Annotated in this window: 22 protein-coding genes; 10 read left to right on the top strand and 12 right to left on the bottom strand. The window is 40.6% G+C overall.

From position 1 onward, the window contains the following. Nucleotides 1-164 precede the first annotated feature (164 nt). Nucleotides 165-653 (bottom strand): DUF6702 family protein, encoded by a 489-nt coding sequence (locus IE080_RS11180; RefSeq protein ID WP_189582213.1) that lies wholly within the window; start codon nucleotides 651-653, stop codon nucleotides 165-167. 78 nt (nucleotides 654-731) lie between these two features. Between IE080_RS11180 and IE080_RS11175 the strand changes: the two genes are divergently transcribed. Then, nucleotides 732-1,313, top strand: a complete 582-nt coding sequence (locus IE080_RS11175; protein WP_189582210.1) for a HupE/UreJ family protein — start codon at nucleotides 732-734, stop codon at nucleotides 1,311-1,313. Between the two features lie 93 nt (nucleotides 1,314-1,406). After that, entirely contained in the window at nucleotides 1,407-3,740 is a 2,334-nt protein-coding gene (locus tag IE080_RS11170) for a M1 family metallopeptidase (protein ID WP_189582207.1), read from the top strand. 12 nt (nucleotides 3,741-3,752) lie between these two features. Here IE080_RS11170 and IE080_RS11165 read toward each other — a convergent pair whose 3' ends face one another. From IE080_RS11165 to IE080_RS11150, 4 genes are all read right to left on the bottom strand, one after another. After that, nucleotides 3,753-4,862 (bottom strand): carboxypeptidase-like regulatory domain-containing protein, encoded by a 1,110-nt coding sequence (locus tag IE080_RS11165; RefSeq protein WP_229800594.1) that lies wholly within the window; start codon nucleotides 4,860-4,862, stop codon nucleotides 3,753-3,755. 29 nt (nucleotides 4,863-4,891) lie between these two features. Next, nucleotides 4,892-7,078: a TonB-dependent receptor gene (locus tag IE080_RS11160; protein WP_189582201.1), complete on the bottom strand. Its 2,187-nt coding sequence runs from the start codon at nucleotides 7,076-7,078 to the stop codon at nucleotides 4,892-4,894. A gap of 105 nt (nucleotides 7,079-7,183) precedes the next feature. Then, nucleotides 7,184-7,501, bottom strand: coding sequence for a nucleotidyltransferase domain-containing protein (locus tag IE080_RS11155; protein WP_189582198.1), 318 nt, complete (start codon nucleotides 7,499-7,501; stop codon nucleotides 7,184-7,186). An 11-nt stretch (nucleotides 7,502-7,512) separates the two neighbouring features. After that, nucleotides 7,513-7,689: a hypothetical protein gene (locus IE080_RS11150; protein ID WP_189582195.1), complete on the bottom strand. Its 177-nt coding sequence runs from the start codon at nucleotides 7,687-7,689 to the stop codon at nucleotides 7,513-7,515. A gap of 103 nt (nucleotides 7,690-7,792) precedes the next feature. Between IE080_RS11150 and IE080_RS11145 the strand changes: the two genes are divergently transcribed. Further along, complete coding sequence (locus tag IE080_RS11145) at nucleotides 7,793-8,929, top strand: amidohydrolase (protein ID WP_189582192.1); 1,137 nt, start codon at nucleotides 7,793-7,795, stop codon at nucleotides 8,927-8,929. Nucleotides 8,930-9,152: 223 nt separating this feature from the next. On the opposite strand, the gene IE080_RS19640 is transcribed toward IE080_RS11145, so the two are convergent. After that, nucleotides 9,153-9,275 (bottom strand): hypothetical protein, encoded by a 123-nt coding sequence (locus IE080_RS19640; RefSeq protein ID WP_262893057.1) that lies wholly within the window; start codon nucleotides 9,273-9,275, stop codon nucleotides 9,153-9,155. A gap of 129 nt (nucleotides 9,276-9,404) precedes the next feature. On the opposite strand from IE080_RS19640, the gene IE080_RS11140 reads away from it, so the two are divergent. Beyond that, nucleotides 9,405-11,579, top strand: a complete 2,175-nt coding sequence (locus IE080_RS11140; RefSeq protein ID WP_189582190.1) for a TonB-dependent receptor — start codon at nucleotides 9,405-9,407, stop codon at nucleotides 11,577-11,579. 54 nt (nucleotides 11,580-11,633) lie between these two features. Here the strand turns inward: IE080_RS11140 and IE080_RS11135 are convergent, their stop codons facing one another. Continuing rightward, complete coding sequence (locus IE080_RS11135; protein ID WP_229800593.1) at nucleotides 11,634-13,142, bottom strand: M14 family metallopeptidase; 1,509 nt, start codon at nucleotides 13,140-13,142, stop codon at nucleotides 11,634-11,636. 43 nt (nucleotides 13,143-13,185) lie between these two features. Here IE080_RS11135 and IE080_RS11130 point away from each other — a divergent pair, with 43 nt between their 5' ends. Together IE080_RS11130 and IE080_RS11125 are read left to right on the top strand one after the other, a co-directional pair. Further along, nucleotides 13,186-14,199 (top strand): dipeptide epimerase, encoded by a 1,014-nt coding sequence (locus IE080_RS11130; RefSeq protein ID WP_189582188.1) that lies wholly within the window; start codon nucleotides 13,186-13,188, stop codon nucleotides 14,197-14,199. Nucleotides 14,200-14,212: 13 nt separating this feature from the next. Next, the gene (locus IE080_RS11125; protein WP_189582185.1) at nucleotides 14,213-14,482 is read left to right on the top strand and encodes a GxxExxY protein; all 270 of its coding nucleotides are present in this window, start codon (nucleotides 14,213-14,215) and stop codon (nucleotides 14,480-14,482) included. An 11-nt stretch (nucleotides 14,483-14,493) separates the two neighbouring features. On the opposite strand, the gene IE080_RS11120 is transcribed toward IE080_RS11125, so the two are convergent. The 3 genes from IE080_RS11120 to IE080_RS11110 are packed head-to-tail and all read right to left on the bottom strand — an operon-like array spanning nucleotide 14,494 to nucleotide 16,798. Beyond that, nucleotides 14,494-14,664: a hypothetical protein gene (locus IE080_RS11120; protein ID WP_189582182.1), complete on the bottom strand. Its 171-nt coding sequence runs from the start codon at nucleotides 14,662-14,664 to the stop codon at nucleotides 14,494-14,496. Further along, on the bottom strand, nucleotides 14,661-15,650 hold the full coding sequence (locus IE080_RS11115; protein WP_189582179.1) for a DUF4221 family protein: 990 nt from the start codon (nucleotides 15,648-15,650) through the stop codon (nucleotides 14,661-14,663). The genes IE080_RS11120 and IE080_RS11115 overlap by 4 nt, the downstream gene beginning before the upstream one ends. A gap of 8 nt (nucleotides 15,651-15,658) precedes the next feature. Next, the gene (locus IE080_RS11110) at nucleotides 15,659-16,798 is read right to left on the bottom strand and encodes a DUF4221 family protein (protein ID WP_189582177.1); all 1,140 of its coding nucleotides are present in this window, start codon (nucleotides 16,796-16,798) and stop codon (nucleotides 15,659-15,661) included. Nucleotides 16,799-17,172: 374 nt separating this feature from the next. Here IE080_RS11110 and IE080_RS11105 point away from each other — a divergent pair, with 374 nt between their 5' ends. The 4 genes from IE080_RS11105 (at nucleotide 17,173) to IE080_RS11090 (ending at nucleotide 24,330) form a co-directional block, all read left to right on the top strand. After that, complete coding sequence (locus tag IE080_RS11105) at nucleotides 17,173-17,883, top strand: LytR/AlgR family response regulator transcription factor (RefSeq protein ID WP_189582174.1); 711 nt, start codon at nucleotides 17,173-17,175, stop codon at nucleotides 17,881-17,883. Next, the gene (locus IE080_RS11100; protein ID WP_189582172.1) at nucleotides 17,876-20,911 is read left to right on the top strand and encodes a sensor histidine kinase; all 3,036 of its coding nucleotides are present in this window, start codon (nucleotides 17,876-17,878) and stop codon (nucleotides 20,909-20,911) included. The genes IE080_RS11105 and IE080_RS11100 overlap by 8 nt, the downstream gene beginning before the upstream one ends. A 229-nt stretch (nucleotides 20,912-21,140) precedes the next feature. After that, complete coding sequence (gene solA, locus IE080_RS11095; RefSeq protein ID WP_189582169.1) at nucleotides 21,141-22,313, top strand: N-methyl-L-tryptophan oxidase; 1,173 nt, start codon at nucleotides 21,141-21,143, stop codon at nucleotides 22,311-22,313. Nucleotides 22,314-22,506: 193 nt separating this feature from the next. Then, nucleotides 22,507-24,330, top strand: a complete 1,824-nt coding sequence (locus IE080_RS11090) for a phosphoenolpyruvate carboxykinase (GTP) (protein ID WP_189582166.1) — start codon at nucleotides 22,507-22,509, stop codon at nucleotides 24,328-24,330. Nucleotides 24,331-24,413: 83 nt separating this feature from the next. On the opposite strand, the gene IE080_RS11085 is transcribed toward IE080_RS11090, so the two are convergent. Both IE080_RS11085 and lptB read right to left on the bottom strand, forming a co-directional pair. After that, nucleotides 24,414-25,931 (bottom strand): GH3 auxin-responsive promoter family protein, encoded by a 1,518-nt coding sequence (locus IE080_RS11085; protein ID WP_189582163.1) that lies wholly within the window; start codon nucleotides 25,929-25,931, stop codon nucleotides 24,414-24,416. After that, on the bottom strand, nucleotides 25,931-26,668 hold the full coding sequence (gene lptB / locus IE080_RS11080; protein WP_189582160.1) for an LPS export ABC transporter ATP-binding protein: 738 nt from the start codon (nucleotides 26,666-26,668) through the stop codon (nucleotides 25,931-25,933). Before lptB ends, IE080_RS11085 begins: the two co-directional genes overlap by 1 nt.

Below are 26,668 nucleotides of genomic sequence, written 5' to 3'. Positions count from 1 at the left end.
CGAGCGTTGCGATAAGTCTTGGCGCTCCTTGCGTGAAAAAATCCATCTGTGCTAATCTGAGAAATCTGTGGACCTTTTTAATTTTAGAGGGTAGATTTTAGATTTTATGACGAACAAAAACTTTGCGGTTTTGCGCCTTTGCATGAACCCTCCCAAAGTTGGATTTAAAAACTAAGCGTCCCCCGCTCTTTCCCTTTTTGGAGGATCAAGCTTTTTGGACGGCTTCCGACAAAGAAGTTGATGATATTTTGCTGTCCCGGGAATTGTTCAATGAGGATATCGGATTGGATTACCACCTTTTTTGGTGCAGAGACCCGCTGAGCTTCCATGTAAAACCAAGCCGCATCTTCCTCCACCTCATAACCCAGGTACGCCAATTTCACCTGCTGATTGTTGACGATAATCTGATTATGCTTCAGCAAATAGCCCTCAATCATCTGCTCCAATTGTTCCTGACTTTCAGGTTTTAGAAAATTTACTTTGGTCTGATGTAATTCACCTAAAGCTACTTCTAAGTCATCCCAAAAAATCTTCTGCGCAATCTCCAAGGACTTCTGTCGCTCATTGTAGCGGATTTCCGTTAAGCTGATGTAAAAGGGGTGTGAAAGCAGCTGAAAGGAAAATAACAGAACGAAAATGAAATTTAGTGGCATTGGATTGGCTTTATTTATTTTCTTTGCAAGTTAATTAATATTCGGAAGCCACAGCTTCCTTATTCTACAAAACAGCACATGAATCAGTTTCAGTTATACTTTCAATTAGGTATTCAGCATATTTTGGATTTGGATGGTTTTGACCACATCCTGTTTGTCATTGCCTTATGCGCCATTTATCTGGGCCGGGATTGGAAAAAGATCATCATTTTAGTGACAGCCTTTACCCTAGGCCACTCCATTACCTTGGCCCTTGCCACCTTGAATGTGATCAAAGTAAATGCTGACTTAATTGAATTCTTAATCCCTGTAACGATTGCAATTACCGCAATCAGCAATATCCTTAAACCCAAACCTAGCAATGGTAGAGGAGTACAGATCAATTATTTCTTTGCCTTATTTTTTGGTTTGATCCATGGCTTAGGGTTCAGTAATTATCTGCGATCCTTATTGGGTAAAGAAGCCTCTATTTTTCAGCCATTATTGGCCTTCAACCTAGGCTTGGAAGTGGGACAATTGGTAATTGTTGGGATATTTTTGGTAGCCGCAATGCTTTTGGTGGGAGTCATCGGTATCAACCGCAAGGATTGGACATTGGTGATTTCTTCCGTCGTATTGGGGATGGCCATCATGATGATACTGGATACTAAATTCTGGTAATCAAAAAAATCAGCCTTTTCTGTAAAAAACTACTCGATTCCAACATCTTGTAGTAACTTGCTGTTTCCATCAACGAAGCATTTACTAACCTATATGAAAAAACATGTACTCCTTGGAGCATTGGCAGCAATCATTTTTTCTCTGCCTACACAAGCCCAACGAACAGAACAAAATCATGCAGAGCGGTTTGAACAATTAGGGACAGAATTACGCTCTCCCAATGTATACAGAACTGCATCTGGTGCACCTGGCCACATGTACTGGCAGCAACAAGCCAACCATGAGATTGAAGTAGAGTTGAATGACGATAATCAATCCATCAAAGGCTGGCAAAAAATTACCTATATCAACAATTCCCCTGATGAACTGAAGTACCTCTGGATTCAGTTGGACCAAAATGAGCGGGATAAAGATTCCAATACCCCAAAAATTGCCGAAAGCCGTATCAATCCACGCATGAATTTGCGCCAATTAGAAAGCATCTTATGGCATGACATGGATTTAGGGCTCAAAATCAATAACGTCAAAAATCTTGCTGGCGAAGACATCCCCGTAACAATCGTCAAAACAATGATGCGCGTGGACCTACCACAGCCATTGAGACCAGGAGAAACTACAGAATTCACCATGGATTGGAGTTTTAATATCCATGATCGAATGAGTTTCATCGGTGGACGTCCAGGCTATGAGTTTTTCCCAAAAGATGGAAACTACCTGTACACCATGGCAGAGTGGTTCCCTCGTATGGCTGTTTACTCTGATTTTGAAGGTTGGCAGCATAAGGAATTTGTAGGAAGAGGTGAGTTTGCCTTGGTTTTCGGTGACTATAAAGTGAAAATCACTGTACCTGCTGACCACATGGTAGGTGCTACCGGTGTACTACAAAACCCAGAACAAGTATTGAGCAGTACTGAACTTCAGCGATGGGAGCAAGCGAAAAAGACTTATGACAAACCAATTGTCATCCGTACGCAAGCAGAAGCCGAACGTCTGGAAAAGCAAAAAGCGAGAGATAAGAAAACATGGGTTTTCCATGCTGAAAACGTAAGAGACTTTGCTTGGACTTCTTCCAGAAAGTTTATTTGGGATGCGATGGCAGTAAAGCAAGGCGGCAAAGATGTGATGGCCATGTCTTACTACGGTAAAGAAGGAAATCCACTTTGGGAGCAATATTCCACACGAGTGGTAGCGCACACCCTTCATTCTTATTCTGCACGCACTTTTGATTACCCCTATCCTGTGGCAATTTCTGTGGAAGGTTCCAATGGTATGGAGTACCCGATGATTTGCTTCAATTATGGTAGACCTGATGAAGATGGTACTTACACGGACGCTGTTAAATACGGAATGATTTCCGTAATCATCCACGAAGTAGGCCACAATTACTTCCCTATGATCGTGAATTCGGATGAGAGACAATGGTCTTGGATGGATGAAGGCTTGAACACCTTCTTGCAATATTTAGCAGAGCAGGAGTGGGATAGAAATTATCCTTCCAGAAGAGGTCCTGCGCACAAAATCGCTCCTTACATGGCTTCTGAAAAAAGATTATTAGAGCCTATCATGACCAACTCTGAAAATATCATCCAGTTTGGTCCAAATGCCTATGCCAAGCCAGCTACTGCTCTTAATATCCTCCGTGAAACCATCATGGGAAGAGAGCTGTTTGACTTTGCTTTCAAAGAGTACGCTCAGCGTTGGATGTTTAAGCACCCGACCCCAGAAGATTTCTTCCGCACCATGGAAGATGCCTCCGGAATTGATTTGGATTGGTTTTGGAGAGGCTGGTTTTTTGGAACAGAGCCTGTGGATATCTCTATAGAGCAAGTTCGTTGGTTTAAATTAGACAATCGCACACCGGCTCAAAAGAAGGCAGATGAGCAAAAAGTTGCCGAGCGCGAAGCCTATCATGTGGGTGTGGAGCGTAATGTGAAAGATATTCCTCAAACAGTGGTGGAAAGAGATCCTGCTACACGGGATTTCTACAATAGCTATAATCCATTTACCGTCACTCCTGATGATGAGAAAGCCTACAAAGAATTTATAGACCGTCTAAGTCCTAAAGAAAAAGAGCTACTTAATTCTGGTTTGAATTTCTACGAGATGACCTTTAGAAATGAAGGAGGATTAGTGATGCCATTGATTATTCAATTCAACTATACAGATGGAACTTCAGAAATTGAACGCATTCCTGCACAAATTTGGAGGCTAAATGAAACTGAAGTGACTAAAGTTTTTGCCAAGAAAAAAGAAGTGAGCCATATCGTATTGGATCCTTTGCGTGAGACTGCCGATATTGATGAGAGCAACAATTACTGGCCGAGACAGTTTGTGCCGAGCAGATTTGAAATGTTTAGAGGAGGAGGCGGTGCCCGAGGTGTATCGAGTGGAGATAATCCAATGCGACGCGCTCGAAGTAGGAGATAAGATGCAACAAATTCAAAAGCCCTGAAAATTAATGTTTTCAGGGCTTTTAATTTGTAGAGTAGTTTCACCCATTGGAACATACCCAAACGGCATCAAATCAGCCACACGCTCCCACGCCATATATCCTTCGGTGTAAATGCCTGAGGCAGGAAAGTATCTTCCATCTTGTTCTAATCGAATTCTCTGTACCAATAAGATAAATTTGGTGATTTGAAAAGGAGATCGAGCTTCACTGTATCTCATGCTAAAGGCTGTTTCTTCTGTTTCACGGTTGTATCGGATAAAAATTGGCTTTCTATAATGAAAGTAGGCTTTCCCCTTTTCGTCCCGAAGGAACATGTCTGAAGTAATTACTTTTACATCTGAAACGACTTCTCTGTAAAGCTGATCTTCTCCTCTCACCCTATTGACCAAAAATACTTCAAAGCCTTCTGCTTCTAGTTTATCCTGGTATACCGCTTGCAAAAAATGTGTCATGCTGCCAAAGTATGCCCTATCCCGATTTTTGGATACCCGGCTTACTCTTCGGGCTGGCACCTCCATTTCTTCAAAATAAGGAAATCCAAAATAGCTCCATCGCTCTTCTTTTGGATTACACTCAAAGGATTGTAATACAAAACTAATCTGATACCCAAGATTGGGGTTTTCTATGATGATGGGTTCCTTAGCGGAGACCAATAAATAACCGGGTTTAGTCTGATCATCCATAATCAGGACTTCAGAATTGAGGATTTTACTATTCTTAGAATTGATACTAGAACCTAAAAAATAGTTTTCAAAGATCTTCAGATTAGCATACCAGGATTTATCCCGTTTATCCTCCACTAGATTTTCTTTTAAATCAATTAGCTCAGGTGTCATGATAAGTTCCAACTGCAAAAGCTTTCCTTTCTCAATCAGCACCTGTCGCTGAACGGTCTGATATCCCAAAAAACTCACAACAAGTTCATATTCACCTGTAGGAATATTGGTAAGATTAAAAACTCCTTTCAAATCGGTAACCGAACCAAAAGTAGTGTTGGACAGAAAAACTGTTGCAAAAGGTAGCGGATCCTTTGTCTCTGCATCTATCAACACACCTTTGATATGTCCTTGTGCCTGCGCAATCGGTGAGGCGAGCATGAAAAGAACTAAGCAGCAGCAAAACCGAATCATTCTTCTACTCGGATTGTATGAATTCCAAAAATCGGCTGCCCTGTTTTGCTCATCCCTTCCACGATAATTTTGAGTTCAGACTGTAAATCGTTTAGGACGAATTCAAAATTACCCCTGCCTTCGAAATCTGTTCCCATATAAGGATTCCAATAAACTGTCGCATTCCAATTAGCTTTGAATACATCTTTTTGAAGTTCCCCTTCCTTAATGTTTGGGAACCTGAGAGCTTCCTGATATCCACTAGCAATTACCACATTTTCTTCGGAGAAGTCTGTTGTTTGATTGACTCTTCTTGTCAGGATATTGATCACTCCAGCTCCCTTTGTTTGAATCCCTACAGCAGATTGGCTGGCAACAGAATTTAAAATATCTACCTGCTCTATATCTCTCATCATTATAGGAGCTACCATAAATCTGTTGGCTACAACTCCATCAATTAAAAAAAGTACTCCTGGATTATTAGACTCATTTCTCATGGTAAACTGTGAACCTCTCAAGAAAATCAAGGGAGGGTTCCCAATATCCATTGGATCTCCTACCATGCTCATACCCGGGATTCTTCCCCTGATGTATTGAAAAAAATTAAGGTTTTCAAAGCCTCTTTCGGGAATATCCAGTCGAATATCCGGCTGATTGAAATAAAGAGAGGTCCGGTCGGTAAAACCAAAAGTCCATGCTTGTCTTTCTATGGTCAACGTATCCAAATCAATCACGCGCTCGTCCATTCTTGAATTTCGAAGCAATGTATATCTTCGGATATCATCTAAATTGTTGGATTCTTCGACGCCTATAAACTTTGCAGAAAGTGTAGGGGCAGCTAACGTGATCGGTTCAAAAACAATTTGTGAAGCCAACAACATTTCTGAATTTGATTTTTTGCCAACCATTCCTGTACGGCTAGTTACTACAGCAGCCAATCCCTGAAACATCAGCCCTTCTAAGGAAAACCGTCCATTTTCTCCTACGGAAGCAGAAGCCATTAAGGGACTTCCTTGTCGTGGATAGATCAGAAATTCCAATGTTGTTCCCTTCTCGAGATACTTCCCATCTTTTTCTTTGGCAACTCCGCTTAACCTTATGCCCGGGTTTTCATTCTGAACTCCATCCGTTTGGGCAGAAAATCTGGATATTGCCGTCAAACTTTGACCGGAAGCAATCAGGTCATTCACAGCCTTAGCAGAACGCTCAGAATCCTCTTCAAATAGCTGCTGAGAAAAGAAATAAGGCTCATTCAACACTGACCCAATTTCCATTTCTGTCACTATGGTACTCATATCCTCCGGCCAACTCACTTGCTTGGAATCCACTACAGAAACTGAAAAATCAGCTTCCAGGCCTTCACCGAATTCATCCAAAATATTCAGCAATACCTGCACTCGTTCACGTGGGCGATAGGTTTCTTTGTCCGTGGAAATCTTCAAGGTTGGAATCGCTTGGGGATGGAAATATACCGGTCTTTCGGCAATCACCGCTCCCAATTCATTGACTAGAGCAAAATCTGCTAAGCCCGGTAAAAATGCTTCTGAGTCCAAGTTATACACATTCTTTCCTTCCTGTAGGGATAGGATCTGCTCGTAGATGGGTTTCCCATGCTGCAAACCAATCAGTTGAAACACACTGTCAGCTTGTTCCTTGGCTCTGTCAATGATTAATTGATAGTCCCCATCAGAAGTATTCAGTCCTATCCGTAGCCCGTTTTGATAGGGGATTGGAAAAGATTTCTTATCAGTAGTTGACGTGCGAACTAAGTTTACAGCACCTACCTCAGACACTTTAATGGGACGCTGAAACGTGTAACCTGTTTTCCATGTAATCATAGACTCACTTTGTGCGAGCAATACATAATCCCCCAAGGGAATTTCTCCCAAAACTATCTGTGCAGAGCCCATCCCCTCGTCCAATAATACTGCTGACTGAAATACTGACTCACCGGTCTGTTGATTCTTGAGTGCTAGGTACAATGTTTGACTAGATGAAGGTCTCAACCCTTCGCCAGTAACCGCCGACCAAGCATAGGCCTTAATCCAAATAGTATCTTTTAAAAAGTAGTGGGACCTGTCGGTATGAAGATAAACCTTATCAAAAGCAATCGCTACATCCTTGGATAATTCTTCATCATCTTGACCAAATGTTAACAAGGGAAAAAGAAATGAAGTAATAAAGAAAATTAACAAATGCCTCATAGTCTATGGATTAGTGGTGCAATTATAGTTCACGAAAAAATTGAGTGGGGGGTTTTAGTATGGAGTACTTGGCAAGTTTCTTTGGAAAAAAATTTGTCAGGTTAATCACGTTTCTACCTCCAATTTCTCATAAAATTTTGTCCCAAATCTTTGAATATGGTCAATTAATGCTTCACTGCTTAGTTTGCTGAATAAAGAAAGGTCGATTTTATAAGGTAGCAACAAGTCATCTAACGCAACTTCTATTTTCAACAACAATGAAAAGTCAAGCTTCTCCCCAACCAATGTTAAATCGATATCAGAATTGGGACGGTAATTGCCTTTAGCTCTACTTCCGTACAGAATAGCTTCTTCTACTTCTGGAAACTGTTTCAGAATAGATTTAATTTGCTTGATAGTGTTTGGTGATAAGCCAAAATCCATAATTATCTACTTTAACTTCCACAACCGATACAATCAATAGAACTGTCCATAGGCTTGATGCCTTTGACGACCATCTCCAAGTTGTGAATTTTGTCACGGATATCCATATCTGCAAACATGTCACCTGTAAGACTTGCTTTCAATTGCTCAATTTCTTGTTCTAGGCTGATTTTTTGTTCTTCTGTCATTTTTATTGCTATTTTAAGGTATCAAGGACATTCGAATTTAAAAAGTTCTCACAACTTTCAATACCCTTGAGCTAGAAGATTTTAATTTTATCCCAAGCAAATCATGAACACCCCAACCATACAATCGCTCATTCAACTCCGTAGATACCTGCACCAATATCCAGAAATCTCCGGTGAGGAATCCAAAACAGCTCAAAAAATCCACGAATTGTTTCAAGAGCTCGATGTGGATAAGTTTTATACTGGCTTAGGAAAAACAGGTTTGGCCTATGTATTTGAAGGCTCTGAGCCTGGACCTACCAGTCTTTTTCGTTGCGAATTGGATGGCTTGCCTATTCAAGAAAATAACCCCGACATCTCACACAGCAGTAAAATATCCGGCACTTCCCATGTCTGTGGACATGATGGACATATGGCAATCATAACAGGGCTAGGCACACTTTTATCAGAACAAAAACCCAGTAAAGGGCGAGTAGTACTCTTATTTCAACCGGCCGAAGAAACAGGAGAAGGTGCCGAAGCGGTCATTGCTGATCCGAGATTTACCGAAATTCATCCGGATTATGCGTTTGCTTTACACAATCTCCCGGGATACGAAATGCATCAAATTGTCCTGAAAGAAGGGGCCTTTGCCGCAGCTTCTGTAGGAATCAGCATTCATCTAAAAGGATGGAATTCCCACTCTGCGCATCCAGAAGCGGGGAAATCCCCTGCGAAAGCCATGTCCGCGCTGGTTTTGGGTCTGGAAAAGCTTCCAGAATCCATAGAAGAATTCAGTTTGGTAACGGTCATTCATGCCAAATTGGGAGAAATAGCTTTTGGTACCACACCAGGAGAAGCCGTGGTGATGGCAACCTTGCGTGGATTTACGAATGAGGTAAGGGATTTATTGGTAGAGCGAGCCAGAGGTTTAGCCGAAGCGCTTGCAGCGCAGCATAGTCTCGGCTTAGAGATTACCCTCACAGAAAGTTTTGCTGCCACTCACAATGACCCAGAGGCTACAGCTATTGGAAGAAAAGCTGCAGATGACCTAACCATGAATACCTTCGAAGCCAAGCAACCCTTCCGATGGTCGGAAGATTTCGGGCTTTTCTCTACCCATACCAAAACCTTATTATTCGGGTTAGGGTCAGGACTACAACAGCCTCAACTCCACGAACCAAGCTTTGATTTTCCAGATGAAATCATTGAAACTGGGGTTTCCATGTTCAAAAAAATCATTGATTTGATTCATGAGTAAAATTCAGGTGGACAATTCGTTATTCTTTACGTAACTTTCACTTGTGAAAAATCTAAGTGTATTCTTTCTATGTTACATCCTAACCCTTATGGTTTTCCCTCCACATGGAATGGACCACTGTGAGCACGAGGACACGACTATCGAACTGAGTACCCACGAACACGACGCTCACGATCATCCTGAAGGCAATTGCTGCCCACCTTTTTCTAATTGTAAGCATTGTTCAACCTTTGCTCCCCTTACTATACACCCGACCTGGGCCATTGAAACGAGCATATTCTTGATAGAAAATCACCCGATTATACCCTCGCTTAGAATTATAGACCCAGTTCATAATTTTTGGCATCCACCGAAGTTTGCTTGATTTTTCCTCACACAGACTCATTCTATGACATCACAACTGATTAATTAATCAGCAGAGTGCTGCATGTCTGTGTGTGAGCTCAACTATTTTCCAGCATATATTTTAACAAGCATGAAAAAACTACTATTCAGCTTGTGCCTTGCCATGCTTTGCTCCCTAGTATCGGGTCAAACGGCAAGTCTTAAGCTTCAAATTATTGATGAACACGATGAAACTCCTATACCAGGTGTTATCGTCAAAATTATAGGAACCAATACCGGAGGGGTAACTGATATAGACGGGATGGTTTCATTCGAAAATTTAACTGTAGGCAGCTATCAACTTCAGCTATCCCTGATCGGATATGAACGAAAACGGGTTTCCGTCACGATACCTACTGAAACCCCAGTAACTATTATCCATTTGCATGAAGAGCATGGAAACTTGGAAGAAGTAGTGGTCCAATCTACCCGCTCTTCTCGGACAATTGCTGACACTCCAACCAGAATCGAGTTGATTGCAGGTGAAGAGTTGGAAGAAAAAGCCAATATGAAACCAGGAGACATACGCTTGCTTTTGAGTGAAAGTACTGGCATCATGGTGCAAGTTACTTCACCTACTTCTGCAAATGCATCCATCCGGATACAGGGCTTGGATGGTCGATACACCCAGTTATTAAAAGATGGCTTCCCTTTGTATTCAGGGGCAGCTTCTGGCCTTTCCTTACTACAAATTCCTCCGTTGGATTTACAACAGGTGGAAGTACTGAAAGGCTCTGCTTCTACCCTTTACGGCGGAGGAGCAATTGCGGGCTTGGTTAATTTAATCTCAAAACGCCCTTCAGAAGAAGGTGAAACCTCCTTTTTATTGAATAGCACCAATGCAGGCGGGTTTGATATTTCAGGATTTCATGGAAAAAGAAATGGTAAATGGGGCAGCACCATCTTTGCTGCCTATAATACCAATAGCCCTTTTGACCCAGCGGATATTGGGCTTTCAGCTATTCCAAAATTTCAGCGCTACACCTTTAATCCCCGTCTATTCTACTACCCAAGGAAGGATACTCATGTTGAATTTGGAATCAATATGAACCAAGAGGATAGAAAAGGAGGCAATATGGCCCTTTTGCGCAATCAAGAAGCCCCTGTAAATGCATTCTTTGAGGAGAATAACAGCTTTCGGATCAATTCCCAATTTCAGTTGAATCATGAGCTAGCTGAAAACAAGCGTTTGCAAGTAAAAAATGCCGTGAATTTCTTTGATAGAAGCCTGACCACCAACAATTACCTCTTTCAGGGACAGCAATGGTCAAGCTTTAGTGAAGTAAATTACCAAGTTGATAAAACCAAAAGTGATTGGGTGATGGGTGCCAACGTGTACACCGAACAATTCATCGATCAGGACCAAGTGCTGGATAGAAGCTATCATTTACAAACCTATGGGCTTTTCGCACAAAACACTTGGACCATACAGCCACAGTGGATTTTGGAAAGTGGGTTACGTACGGATTATGTACCGGATTATGGTTGGGCCGTATTGCCTAGAGTAGCCATGCTATGGAAAGCCAATGCTAATTTCAGTAGTCGATTTGGTGGGGGCTTGGGGTACAAAGCACCAACCATTTTCACGGAGGAAACCGAACGGTTGCAGTACCAAAACGTCCTTCCAATTCAACCTGCTAGCAATGTCCTGGAACGCTCCTATGGACTTAATTGGGATGTAAATTACAAAACGGGACTATTGGATGATGCCCTTTTTGTAAGTATCAACCATTTGTTTTTCTACACCTATTTGAACCGTCCTTTGTTTTTGGAACCAGTTGAAAATAATCTTGGCTTATTTCAATTGCAAAATATTGACGGACATGTGGATACCCGAGGTATGGAAACCAATGTGAAATGGGAGTGGAGAGATTTCAAATGGTTGATGGGCTATTCATTTACAGATGCACGTATCATTCGCCAAGGAAATAGCAATACTTATCCATTGACTCCCAAACACAGAATTAACTCTGTACTGTTCTATGAAGTCCACGATGAAATTCGCATAGGCTGGGAGTCTTATTACTTCAGCCCACAACAATTATCCGATGGTTCGGTTGGACAATCCTATTGGATTATGGGTTTTATGGCGGAAAAAATGTGGGAACGTTTTTCGGTGTATATCAACTTTGAAAACTTCCTAGATGCCAGACAGACCCGTTTTGATACCATCTTTACGGGCAGTATCAATAATCCTATATTTCGGGAGATTTATGCTCCTTTGGATGGGTTTGTGGTCAATGGAGGGGTAAAAATCAGATTGTAATCAAGAAATGTATGCAGATGTGGTTAATAAACCTTATCTGCATACTTTTTCACATTAAAGTACCCTCATTTTATACAAACCATCAACAGAAGTTTCTAGATCAATCAAGTATCCATTGACAATTGCGTATCGAAGCTTTCCAGACTGCTCCAGGTAAAAATTGGAATTAGCCCCGGTTTTAAACGCATTGCTAAAACTTCCATTTTTCAACACTTGTATCGGTAATTGGTGCAACTCCCTATCCAATGCATTTTGTACACGTACCGCTAGATAACCTTCTTTTAAAAGTTCAAATGCCTTCTCTTTGGAAATTTCCGAAAGTTCTTTGAAAGGGGTCTCAAAAGTTTTCCCTTCCACAACATGCATACCTGTAGCATCCAATTCATCGTATCCATAAAATATGGACAGGTCTCCTAAATCATCCACCACGGCATTTACAAAATAGTCTCCGTGTGCATCGGCTTCTCTTCTACGAATACCCAAATCCACTGTGTACGATTGCTCATCTAAGGTTAAGGGTAGATTTCGAATCACCAAATCCATGAGGCGAAGTGTATTATCAGGTATGGCATAATAGTCATCCAAGGAGTACGCTTCATAGGTTTTGTCTGCAATTTGCTCCAACGCATGCAGCATAATCATAAAATTGTATTTGCGGATTATTTGTTTTTCAGGATCGTTGGGATAGCCTCCTGACTCGATCAAAATCGTACTCGTGCCCCATTTTTGGATATTATCCCCAAAAGCACGGGGTTCAAATGCATCATCATATTTACCCACATGTCCTGGTTCGATTTGTTCCATTAAAGCATTCATCCCTACAATGACCTGCATGGCTCTTTTGCGGACATCATTCACTTCTGTGGCATAATTATATGCAGGTGCCAATACAGAAATGGTGGCAGGTTTACCTGTCTGTCCTACAGTATAGTAGGTTTGCTGATCGTGCAAATTAAAACCAAACATGGGCTCAAAGCTATCACGTGCATTTTTCAGTATCACTGCCTCTGGAGAGGTCAATGCCAGTGCATCTCTATTCAGATCAATATCGTAGGCATTTCTCCGAATCCACATATCCATCCCATCGGGATTCAACATGGGAATAAATCGCAAGGTCAGCCGAGACTTGAGTTTGGTCCTCAACTCATCAAAATCATCATCAGAACCCTCCAAAAAATTGAATAGATCAAATAGGGCCATGGTTGCCGTTGCTTCATTTCCGTGCATTTGGGACCACAACAGCACTTTGGTAGGCCCATTACCCATGCTCATTTGGTAGATAGACTTGCCCAAAATAGACTTACCTACTTCCTCCACTTCAAATGCGTCGCTTCTTCCTGTTACCAAATGGATCACATCCGCATATTTGAATCGACGGAAGTCTACACTTGGCTCTTGGTATTGATCATAAGCTTGCTCATACGTAGATGCATCTATGGATGGTTGGGTTTTTTGGGGCTCACAGGCAAGAAAAGTCAGGCATGCAACAAGGAAAAGGAGATACGATTGAAGATTGATTTTCATAGCGGCAATAAGATTTTGTACCAAGGTAGAAACTTTCATAAAAAAATAAATTTACTTTTGTCTAAAACCCAAAAAATTCTCCATGAAACTCGAATTCTTTGTACGCGACCTGCCTTTGAAGCATACCTTTACCATTGCCCATCAGAGTAGAGATGTGCAGGACACCATTATCGTGCGCATTACGGATGGAGCTTTTGTCGGCCTTGGGGAGACCACGACCAATCCATTTTATGGAATGACTGCGGAAAATATCTGTGAGCGATTAGAGGCCGCTCGTGCACTTGTGGAAGAAGGGAATTGGAACAGTCCAGAACATCTCTGGGAATTGGGGAAAGATATTTTCAAAGATAATCCATTTGCACAATGCGCCTTGGATATGGCTGCTTGGGATATTTTTACCAAAAAACAGGGAAAGAAATTGTATGAGTATTTGGGCTTAAATCCTGCAAATATTCCATTGACCAACTTTACCATTGGGATAGATACGGTAGAGAAAATGGTCTCTAAAATGAAGGAGGTGGATTGGCCACTTTATAAAATTAAGCTAGGTACCGATCAGGATTTGGAGATCACCCGTGAGTTGCGGAAGCATACTAATGCTGCTTTTCGTATAGATGCTAACTGCGCTTGGACTGCTGATCAAGCCATCCAATATTCGGAGGAGTTGGCGAAGCTAGGTGTAGAATTTATGGAACAACCGCTTGGAAAAGATGACTTGGAGGGAATGGCAGAAGTATTCAAACACTCGAAGTTGCCTGTCATGGCTGATGAAAGTTGCATAGTAGAAGCGGATGTGAAAAAATGCCATGGACTCTTTCACGGGATCAATGTCAAGTTGGTCAAGGCGGGAGGGATAACTCCCGGATTACGGATGATACATGAGGCAAAAAGCCTAGGCATGAAAACCATGGTAGGATGTATGACGGAATCTTCCGTAGGGATAACAGCCATTGCGCACATAGCTCCACTTTTGGATTACGTGGATATGGATGGAGCCATGCTTCTAGCTGAAGATATTGCCAAAGGAGTTCAGATTACACCTACATCCATCGCCTTCCCTGAAGGTGCCGGGATAGGGGCTGAGTTATTAACATAAAGGTCATGCAATCATGATTGAAAACGAACTAGCAAAAAAAATTATTGGAATTTCGATTGAAGTTCATTCAGCATTAGGCCCGGGATTATTGGAAAGTGCTTATCAACAATGCCTATATTACAAAATAGCCAAATCAGGATTTAACGTAGAAAAGGAAAAATCAATGCCTCTTATTTTTGAAGAAGTAAAACTTGATTGCGGTTATAGGATTGATTTGTTAGTGGAGAATAAACTATCCCTCTCTGCGAACTCCGCGAGAAAACTTAACGACCTCTGCGGTTAAAAAAATAGGTACTACAAGCTTACTTTCAACCTCACAAACCCCAACTCATCCTCCATATTTTGGTATATCCAGATTTTGCCGTCTTTGACAAATGCCTTGCTTAATCTTGCTAAGGAGATTGGAACAATGGACTCTCCCAGCAGTTGCAAATCTTTATCAAATACACTCAGGTATAGTTTCATCCCGTAGCTTTATAGAACCCCCATTCCTCCTTTTCTTCCCCGAAGGTTTTCTTATAAGCAAACCGATAGTATCGCTCATGTTGGGCGTCCCAGAGGAAACTCATAAAAGTGAAGTCTTCTTCTACTTTCCTCATCTCGTCATATTGCTGTGGGCTTTCGCCCTCCACACTTTTGGGGCCCATGTAGGTCCGTTGTTTACCCACCAAAGGTCCATCCCATGATTTTTCCGCTAGTGTACGGGAAGCTGGATCATATATATACAGTTCATTGAAAACAGAATTGCTTATGAGCAATTTATCACCATGCACCGAAGAACTCACTCCTGAACCAAAACTTCCTGCCCATTGTCCATCATAAAGGATATCTGTAGAAGCCTCTTTCAATTTTTCGAAGGCTGGTAGCTCAATCACTTCGGATTTGTCCCCATCCAAATCCACCAAAAAGTACCGCCGAGTACTCCATTCTATAAACAAAGCAATTACTCTATCCTCCTGCCCACTCACCTTATACAATCTTGATGGATACACCGAACTATCATCCTTGGGAAGACCAATGGATTGAAGTACAGGAAAATCCTTCAATTTGGTGGCGTCATTCGAAAACTCTGAGGTCAATCCATAACTCCACATCACTAAAGTATTATTCACGGTCGTAGCAAAACCACTTAGAAAATTTCCTATACTATTGGGGCCTTCCTTTTCAAACGTAGTTTTCTCTAGCAATTGAAGCTTTTCCAAATCAATCGTCTCCATAATATTTTCTCGACGGTTGAAATTGAATAACAGCTTTTCATCTACAGAGATATCCGACATAAATAAATTATCATTCAAATATATCAGTTCATCACCCGCATCGACCATGACTGTATCTATGCTGAATTGAACTTCGGTATACATTAGCTCGGATTGTTGCTCACCTTTGTTACAAGCAAAGAATAGTAAAGAAGCCAAAATAAACAAGCAAGATGGTTGATAAATATTCTTCATAGGTCAAATTAATTTACAGAAATTCGAATAAAAGCTAATTCATCGTCTAGGTTGAGGAAAAGATGCAGCTTCCCGTCCTTAACAAATTTTGGAAAAGGGTTTTTATCAAAGGTAAGTTCTGTCAGCTCTTTTTCACCAAGTAGTTCAAAATCAGCATTTAGGACACTTAAAAAGACACGTTTTTTGATAGGTTCATCACCCACCCTGGGAAGGTCCATGTAAGCCATGCGATAGAATACCTGTTTTTGTTCATCCCAAAGTGGCGGGGTAAAAGTGATTTCCTGATATATTTTCGCAGATTCAGCTCTCATTTCCTCTATACTTGAAACTTCATTTTTGTAACTACCGGTTTTACTACTTGCTGTCAATTGATTGGTATAGGTCAATAAACTCAATGAATCTGAAGGAAGGCTGTATTTGTAAATACTGTTCTTTGCATTGGTATAAAATAGGTAGGAGTCTTTCCAAGGTATAAAATCAAAAGATGGGTGCATCATGGACATGCCTCTTCCATCTTCGGAGGTCCACTTAACCTTATACTTGTCCATCAATTCAAACTCCGGCATAGAAATTACATTACTTGTCTCGTTGATTAGATCCAGTACCAATACATCGGGTTTGATGGTATCAAAATTTAAAAAGCCACAGAAAATAGTTTTTCCATCTGAGGAGAATCCTAAAAATGAAAGTGACTCTTTCTCTCCCTTATTTTCCAACATCCACGGTTTATCCAAGCTAAGTCTTTCTAGGACTTTCCCCTCTTGGTTGGTAATGGCAATTTTATCATCCCAACCTACAAATGCAAAGCGCCCACCGGATAGTAGTTCCAATTGATACGCATTTTGTCCCACACCATCCGGCCCTTCTTTTTCGATGGCTATTTTTCGGACAAGTTCCATGTTATCAAGGTCCACAATTTCAAGTTCAGATGCATCAAAAGACCAATTGATAAGCGTCTTCGCATCATCTGAGTACACTTGGGAAAAGGAATTGACTGCTGCCATCAAAATTTCATTGCGAGAGTCCACCATGACAGTGTCTACAGAAATTTCAAAAGAAGAAAAATCATTATTCCCAGCACCTTTGTCAGAGGACTGACAAGCGAGGAACAAAAACAGGGAACCAATCAGTGCAGATAAATTTTTCATAACATCTGGTAATTTTCATAAAACTAAACAATTTTTACTTTTGAACATCAATAAACCTAAACAAAAAGTTGAAGGAATTAGATTTTTACAAATAAATACTTGCTCAAGAGTTTTTTACCTAAATGGCCCGCGCTCGAAAGCAAATGTTCTATACAAATATTCTTTTGGAAAGAATTAAGGTTATCTTGGATAATAAAATTTATATGATTTTTTCAATTCAAATTTTTTCACGACTTAGTTTTGTTATAAAAAACCTCTTTCAATCTAATTAATTAGTCAAAAAACCTTAAAAAATACCCTAAACAGGGTATTTTTTTAACTTTTCGCTTATTGTACTTTTATCGAGTTAAAGTCACCCAACCTTCACCCATACTATGGTCAAAGCCATCATTGTCGATGATGAGTTCCACGCACAAGAGAACTTAGAAATGTTTATCAACAAACATTTCGGAAATATTGTGAAAGTAGTTGCCAAATGCTTCAATGTAGAAGAAGGACTAACTGCTATTCATAAAGAAGAGCCTGATTTGGTTTTTTTAGATGTACAAATGCCTGACCAAACCGGTATGGAATTACTCGATATCGTTGGTGAGCGGAGTTTTGAGGTGATTTTTACAACCGCACATGAAGACTATGCTATAGAGGCTATCAAAAAGGATGCTTTTGATTATTTATTAAAACCTTTGGATGCACTTGAGTTTCAAAAAACTATCTTCAAATTCCTCAACAGACAAAGTTCCGAGAAAAAAATATCCAAACAATCGGAAACGCTTAACGTAAGCGCATTTGCTACTATTTACGGATTAGAATTCATCAAGCATGATGAAATCTCGTACTGTGAGGCAAAGAAAAATTATACCATTGTATATAAGCTTAGCGGAGAATATATCACCTTGACCAAAACACTGGGAGCTGTAGAAGATATCTTGCCAAAAGAACAGTTTGCACGTGTGCATCAGTCTTACTTAGTTAACCTAAAGGAAATCCAGCGATATATTCGAACTGAAAATAAAATTGTGCTACGGTCAGGTAAAGAATTAAATGTATCTATCCGAAAAAAAAGCCTCCTATTTAATTTTGAGTAAAGCATCCTTAAATCCACATCTTTTAAGTAAGGCCTTTATAGGTATTCTGATATGGATTTGCTCCATTTCCTTCGTTCAGGCTCAGCAACAAATCACAAAAAAATATTCGATTGCAGACGGCCTACCTAATAATTCCATCCGCTCTTTATTTGTAGATAGTAGGGAGATGTTATGGATTGGAACAGAGAATGGAGTTTCTGTCAAACGCAACCAAGAGTTCTTAAACTTTTTTATGGAGGACGGACTGGCATTTAACTCCTGTTGGGCTATTACAGAAGACAAAGATCGAAAGATGTGGTTTGGAAGTTACGGAGGGGGTGTCAGCATGTTTGATGGCAAACACTTCCACAAAATCCAAGATGGATTGTACACCCAATTTATCCGAACCTTGCACACGTTTGAAGATTACATTTTAGTTGGCACTACAAATGGACTTAACCTTATAGATTATAAAAATCTTTCGGTGACAAAAGTCCAGGGTAGCCAAGGGAATGAAGACCACAATTTCATCTCAGGTTTCTTCGTGTATCAAGATCGCTTGTTCTACACCACCTACAGAAACGGAGTTTTTGAAGTCTTGCTATCAGATGGAACATTTACTGCTGAAAAAATCAATGATTTTGAATACATCTATGGGCTTCATCAGCAAGAAGAGATGATTGTTTTATCGGGCAAAGAGGAATTACTGCATTTTAATGCCGATAACCTCATTTCTAAGAACCCTAGACCTGAGAGAGTAGAGCCAAGTTCTAATTTTTACAATTTTCAAAAGACTGCTTTTGGACTGCTTGGTACTGCTACCGGCCTTTACAGTCCCAATGGTGGTGTTTTTGAGATTTCTCCCAATCAAGTAACGCCCTTCAATGATCGACTCCAAATAGATAGCAGAAATTTATGGTCAATGGCTTATCATACTGCCTCCTCTACCTTGTATCTCGGTAGTTTGGATAAGGGCCTTTATGAGGTCAACTTATCAAAAAGAATACTGTTATTTGATACAAAAGGGGTAGAAATCTTAGGCTTTGCTGGTGACGATCAGTTGGAAGCTTTACTCAGAAGCGATGGCTTACACTTTCCTTTACTTTCTAAAAAGCTCTCGTTAACTGATTTTAAAACTGTCCAACAACGCTATTTTGCTAACCCAAAAGCTTGGATTCCAAAACTGGAAGATGATTTTTATGAACTCAACCCACGGTTAACCGCTGAAGAAATTATTTTTTATGGAATCAGGAAACACGACAATAGCTTTTGGATAAATAGCAATATTGGAATTTATCAAGTTTCAACTACTGGCAATTTCATCCGTTACCTTCCACTACATAGTCTTGTCATAGGTTTTTCCCCAGATGGCCACCTGATTGAAAGCAATCCTTATGGTGGACTTCGGATTTATACTGATATTTCTAACCCAAAGAACTACCAATATTATAGAGCCGATTTGCCTGAAACACCCGATATGTTATCGCAAATTGTCCAAAAAAACTCTAAGACCTACTTTTCTTCCGTTTTCGCAGGCTTATTTCGATTAGATGAAAATAGATTTTTTTCATTCAAAGAATCAGGAATCTGGGATGTCGAAAAAATCAAAAGCATATATCCCACTAGCGGTAACCAGTTGATTGTGGGTGCAGAGTTTGGAGATGTATTTTTAATAACGGATGAGGAGGACTTTAAGGAAGTCTTGAAAATAGCTAAAAGCACTATTTATGGCAACTCAATCATTGGTGTAAAAGCTTTTCGAGATGCTATTCTCATCATGACAGAACAAGGTATCAACATTTACCAAAATGGAAATATTAAACTCATTGATGCGGAGCAGGGCCTCAGAAAAACAATCATCAAAAGCTATAAAATAATCGGAGAGGACCTATACTTAGGTTATGAAGATGCTTACCTTAAAGTCCATCTTCCTTCTATATTAAGTGACTCTTATCGCTCCTATCAATTGAAAATCACCAAGCTATTGGTAGATTTTAACCCTTTTAGCACAGATAAAATAGAGTGGTTTAGCTATAGCCTGGAAAGAATTATTCTCAAAAACTTCCCCTCATCCCTGCTCATACAATTGCAACCCCATCGGCTTCTGTATCCAGAAAAATTGCAATACAGGTATAGATTGAGCCCCGACCAAGAATGGACCCCTTTTAGTACCAGTAATGAAATCTTTCTGACCTATCTCAATTATGGTGACTATTCTTTAGAAGTTGAGGTCTTTGACTTGCATTCCGGAAAAACTGAATACTTCAACCTCTTGGAGATAAAAGCACTTCCTCCATTCTATTTACAGACATGGTTTATCATCTTAAGTTTATTCTTGGCAATTATCACCATCTTAATCATTTTCAGAATACGGATTAGTCAAATCAAAGAGACCGAAGCGGTGGAGCGCAAAATCGCAGAGACAAAACTGGAAGCACTAAGAAGTCAAATGAATCCTCATTTCATATTCAATGCGATCAACTCTATCCAATATTTCATTTTGAAAAACGATACGGACAGAGCAGTACAGTTTTTATCAAAGTTTTCAAAATTGATTCGCAAAACACTGGATAATTCAAAAAGCAACCGAATAAAACTCTCACAAGAGGCAGATTACTTGCGGGCTTACATGGCCGTAGAAAATGAGCGCATGGCAAACCGCGTTCAGTGGGATGTAAGCTTAGATTCAAATTTAGATCCTGAGTTTATTGAAATTCCCCCGATGTTACTTCAACCCTTTATTGAGAATGCATTTGTACATGCATTCCCTGCATCCATCGAGAAACCAAAAATTACTGTACTATTTGAAGGAATAGATCAAGGAAATATGAGCTGTTTAATTTCCGATAACGGAATTGGTATAAGTGAAAAGACTAATAAATCACATAGAAGCCGTGGGCTAGAACTTGTGTCTGAACGGATTTCACTATTACCCAATGCACTTCCTGATGCGATTTCTATCCAAAGTCAGGAGCGTATAGGGACTACGATCCGAGTGAAAATTCCGGTCATTACTCATGGTCCCATGCAGAAATATGTCCAAAAATAGGGGTGTTGCTCAACGCTTGTTTACAAAAATCGACACTTTTGTGCTAATTTTCTACACTTACTCAATTTGCCATTTTCTTATTTTTTTGTTTTTATCTTTGGAAAGAAATAAGGTTATTCTTTGTTTCCTTTATTTTTTAAAAACCGGCTGGGTTCAGGGTGAAGACGAGGCCGGTTTTTTTTATGCCCAAATCGTAATACTGAAAAGTAATTTTTCTAACTTTTGATCCATGAATCGTACAACCGTAGACATCGCCGTAATCGGCCTCGGTGCAGTAGGTGCTGCTACCTTGTATCACTTAAGTAAGCAAGGAAAGAAGGTACTTGGCATCGACCAGTTTGCTCCCCCTCACGAACTAGGATCAACTCATGGAGAAACCCGTATCAGTAGATTAGCTGTAGGGGAAGGCTTTGACTTTATTCCATTCGTGAAGCGATCACACGAGATTTGGGATGAAATCTACCAAGCTACTGGAGAAAAACTTTTTTACCAAGTCGGGGGCATCTTGATGGACTCTGGAAGTCAGGCCTGGGCAAAGCATGGATCCGAAGGTTTTTTTGAACGTACTGTAAATTTTGCTATCGCGTCTGATGTACCCCATGAAGTTTTTGATGCTAAAGAATTAAAAAAGCGGTTCAAAGAATTCAATCTTGAACCAACCGGTAAAGTTTACTTTGAGCCATCAGCGGGATATGTTCTACCCGAGCTCGCTGTTGCTACCCAATTGGCCTTAGCAGCTAAGCAAGGGGCTGCCATCAAAACACACACAAAAGTATTGGGGTTGAAGCCAATCCAAGGCGGAGGAGTAGTCATCGATACCAATCACGGTATCATTGAAGCAGGGCAGGTAAGTATCAGTGCAGGAGCTTGGGTAAAAGATTTTATCCCCAGATTTTATAAACCTCACTTCAAAGTTTGTAGACAAATCCTTCATTGGCTACCAATTGATTCCGGTTTTTACAACCATGATTCCTGCCCTGTCTACATGTGGGGCTTTGGACCTAATCCGGAAGATTTTATCTATGGTTTCCCTTCCTTGGATGGCTCGTCTGTCAAAATGGCCTCCGAATCCTTTATTGCAAGCCACCATGCGGATACTGTCAACAGGATAATTTCTCAAGAAGAGCAAGATGCTTTTATGAATAACAAACTACAAGGAAAATTCAATGGGTTAAAACTTGAAGTCTTGCGATCCAAAACTTGTCTCTACACGGTAACCCCGGATTCATATTTTGTAGTGGATCGATTGCCAGACTTTTCAGAGGTTTTAGTAGCCTCTGCATGCAGTGGGCACGGTTTTAAGCACTCCACAGCATTAGGAGAAGCAATTGCACTAGAGCTACTTACTCAAGAATCTACCACCTTATTGAAACCATTTAATTGGCCAGCTATAGGTTTTTAACAACCTTTTTGCGAAAATCCTATGAGAATAATCATCTTTTAATCAAATTTATATCATCAAGCCTAAGCCTATTTTATTCTATTAAAGAGTTAATTTTGATATTGATAAGGAGATAAACAAGTGGTTTATCGAGCCTTATCCTTGTTCAAACAAACTACTGAACTAACTTTTGTTTCATTATAAACTGATAGCCATGATAGCTGAAGTAAAAACCGAATTAAAGGCCTGGGTTGATTCAATGGCCGCTCACTTCCAACCAAACGCAGTACACTGGTGTGATGGCACACAAGAAGAGTACGACCGCATGTGTCAAATGCTAGTAGACAAAGGCACATTTATCAAGTTAAATCCTGAAAAAAGACCCAACAGCTTTGCTTGCTTCTCTGACCCATCCGATGTAGCGAGGGTAGAAGATAGAACATACATCTGTAGCAGAAGAAAAGAAGATGCCGGACCTACCAATAATTGGATGGCTCCCGCAGAAATGAAGGAAATCTTGGATGGTTTGACAGCAGGAAGCATGAAAGGACGTACAATGTACGTGATTCCATTCTGTATGGGCCCTGTTGGCTCACCTTTATCCAGATACGGTATAGAAATCACCGATTCAGAATACGTGGTTGTTAATATGAAAATCATGACCCGTATCGGCAATCAGGTACTTCCCTATTTAGACGATAACACTGTTAAGTGTATACATACCTTGGGCGCTCCATTGGAAGAAGGTCAAGAAGATGTCAAATGGCCATGTAATCCAACTGTGAAATATATTTCTCACTTCCCAGAAGACAAACTGATTATTTCTTATGGTTCTGGATATGGTGGTAATGCCTTATTGGGTAAAAAGTGTTTTGCACTTAGAATTGCTTCTTCCATGGCCCGTGAAGAAGGCTGGTTAGCAGAACACATGCTAATCATGGGAGTAGAAAGTCCAGAAGGGGATAAAAATTATGTGGCAGCTGCTTTTCCTAGTGCTTGCGGTAAGACTAACTTTGCCATGATGCTGCCTCCTAAAGAATTGGATGGATGGAAAATTACTACCATCGGCGATGATATTGCCTGGATTCATAAGGGTAAAGATGGAAAATTACATGCCATCAACCCAGAAGCAGGATACTTTGGTGTTGCTCCTGGAACAAACTACCACACAAACCCATCAGCGATGGAAAGTGTGAAAGCAAACACGATCTTCACCAACGTAGCTATCACTCCTGATGGTGATGTTTGGTGGGAAGGCATGAGCAAAGAGGTTCCAGAAGGATTGATTGACTGGCATGGTAAGCCTTATGACAAAAACTCTGGCAAACCTGCTGCGCATCCAAACTCAAGATTTACTGCACCTGCTGAGCAAAACCCGGTTATTGATTCCGAATGGGAAAATCCAGAAGGCGTTCCGATCCTAGCATTCATCTTTGGAGGTAGAAGAAGTACAGCCGTTCCTTTGGTGTATCAAGCCTTCAACTGGAACTTTGGTGTATATATGGCAGCTACCATGGGTTCAGAAATGACCGCAGCCGCATTTGGTGAAGTTGGAAAGGTGAGAAGAGACCCATTTGCTATGCTTCCATTTATGGGCTACCATATGGGTGATTACTTCAATCATTGGTTACAGTTTGGTAGAGACCTTCAAAATGCTCCTAGGATATTCGGTGTCAACTGGTTTAGAAAAGATAAAGACGGTAATTTCATTTGGCCAGGTTTTGGGGACAATATGAGAGTATTGAAATGGATCATAGGCCGTTGTAAAGGAAAAATCTCAGCTGTGGAATGCCCAATCGGTTGGAGACCTCGCTATAAAGATATGGATTGGTCTGGATTGGACTTCCCGAAAGAGGACTTCGACAGCATCATGGTAATTGAACGTGAGCCTTGGAAAAAAGAGCTGCTAGGACACAGTGAGCTATTCGAACAGTCCTATGACAAGATTCCAAAAGAATTCTTATTTATGAGAGAGTTATTGCTTTCTGCGCTGTGGAGGTCTCCCGAGCGCGTTGGCTTAGCACCAGAGGTTGGTTAATCCCCATTTGAGTTAAGTAAAATCAGTCCTTGGAAATACATTCACTCGATAGCAATCAGTGAGATTTTCCAAGGACTTTTTGTTTACATCAGTTGAAGTAGTTCATCCAAATGCTCACGGGTATTGGATAGGCGAGGAACCTTGTTTTGACCGCCGAGCTTGCCTTTAGACTTTAGCCATTTTTCGAAAAGCCCTTCTTCCACAAAATGAATCTTAGGGCTAACCAAAGCTAAATCTTTGTATCGCTTAGCATCGTAATCTGAGTTGATTTCACGTAAGGTTTGGTCCAAAATTTCAGCAAATCGAGCTTTAGAATCTGGCATTTGCTCAAATTCTATGATCCACTCATGAGCTGCCTGATCTTGAGACGCTCCAAAATATACCGGTGCTGCTGAAAAATTCTTGATAATCGCATCTGTCAAATCTGCAGCCTTAGCAATAGCTTGTTCTGCATTTTCTACAATCACCTCTTCCCCAAAAGCATTGATGTAATGCTTTGTTCGCCCAGATATTTTCAAGCGATAAGGCGCAATACTGGTAAATTTAACTGTATCACCGATTTTGTAACGCCACAATCCTGCATTAGTGGTTATGACTACTGCATAGTTTTTCCCGATTTCCACGCCTTCCAAAGGAATCAAGGTAGGGTTCTCCTTTTCCCATTCTTCCACGGGTATAAACTCATAAAAAATCCCATAATCCAACATTAACAGAAGTTCATCGGAGTCTTTTTGATCCTGAATAGCAAAAAAGCCTTCTGAAGCATTGTAAGTTTCCATGTACCGCATCTTGGGAGAAGGAATCAAGGATTCAAAAAGTTTACGATACGGTCCAAAGGCCACGGCTCCGTGAAAGAAAACCTCCAAGTTTGGCCAAACTTCTAAAATATTGGATTTTCCGGAAAGCTCCAGAATCTTTTTGATCAATACAATCGTCCATGTAGGGACGCCGGCGATGCTAGTTACATTTTCCTGCATACACTCCTTTGCCATAGCCTCTATTTTGGCCTCCCATTCAGACATCAATGCCACTTCCAAGCTCGGCGTACGAGCAAATTGCACCCAAAGCGGTAAATTTTCCATAATAACCGCCGAAATATCACCTACCTGAATATCACTTGAAGGGTCAATGGGATTTTTACTAAGACTTCCCCCAATGCTTAAACTCTTTCCAGTAAATAATTTGGTGTCAGGATAATTGTTGATATACAGGGACAGCATGTCCTTTCCAGCCTTGAAATGGCACTCTTCCAATGCTTCTTGCGATACCGGTATGTATTTACTTCTGCTTGATGTGGTACCGGAGGACTTAGAAAACCATTCGATCTCCGTAGGCCATAAAAGTTCCTGCTCCCCTTTCAAAATACGCTCAAAGGTTGGCTGATACTTTTCATAATCCGCCACAGGAACCCGTCGAGCAAAATCCTGATACGATTCAATTTCAGCAAATCCATATTGTTTACCAAAACTGGTTCGTTTGGCTAAATCCAAAAGCTCTTCCAATAAGGCTTGCTGTATAGCAATTGGGTTTTCCTTAAAATTTTCTATCTGACCTATCCTATTCTTGAGTATCCAGGTCATAAAGGAGTTGATAACTTCCATTAGCTAAAAGTTTTTCGTTTGAGTTCAAAATGTTGTCCAAGGTACACTCTTCGAACTTGCTCATCTGCTGCTAATTCCTCCGCTGTCCCAGCTTTCAACAATTTTCCTTCAAACATCAAATAAGCCCGATCGGTAATCGATAATGTTTCATTTACATTGTGGTCGGTAATCAATATGCCAATATTCTTATTTTTCAACTTGGCCACGATAGTCTGTATTTCTTCTACGGCAATAGGGTCTACACCTGCAAAAGGCTCATCGAGCAACACAAACTTAGGATCCACTGCTAAGGCGCGGGCAATCTCTGTCCTTCTTCGCTCTCCTCCTGAAAGCACCATTCCCAAATTTTTGCGCACATGGGTCAAGCTAAACTCTTCCAATAAGCTCTCCACTTTTTCCTTTCGCTCAGCCTTATTTTTATTGGTCATTTCCAATACGGCCATGATATTTTCTTCTACCGATAGCTTTCTGAAAACTGAGGCTTCCTGTGCCAAATAGCCTAAGCCCAATTTGGCCCGCTTATACATGGGAAGTTTGGTAATGTTTTGATCTTCTAGGTAGATTTCACCTTCATTGGGCTGAATCAAGCCAACAATCATATAAAATGATGTAGTCTTTCCTGCCCCATTGGGGCCTAGCAAACCTACAATTTCACCTTGCTCCACCTCCACTGAGATGTCATTGACCACTCGTCTTCCTTTGTATATTTTGACCAAATGTTCGGCGCGTAATTTCAT

The organism is Mongoliitalea lutea (assembly GCF_014652135.1).
GTDB classification, from domain to species: domain Bacteria; phylum Bacteroidota; class Bacteroidia; order Cytophagales; family Cyclobacteriaceae; genus Mongoliitalea; species Mongoliitalea lutea.
Note: the sequence above shows the minus strand (reverse complement) of the source record. Positions and strands in the feature narration are given on the sequence as shown.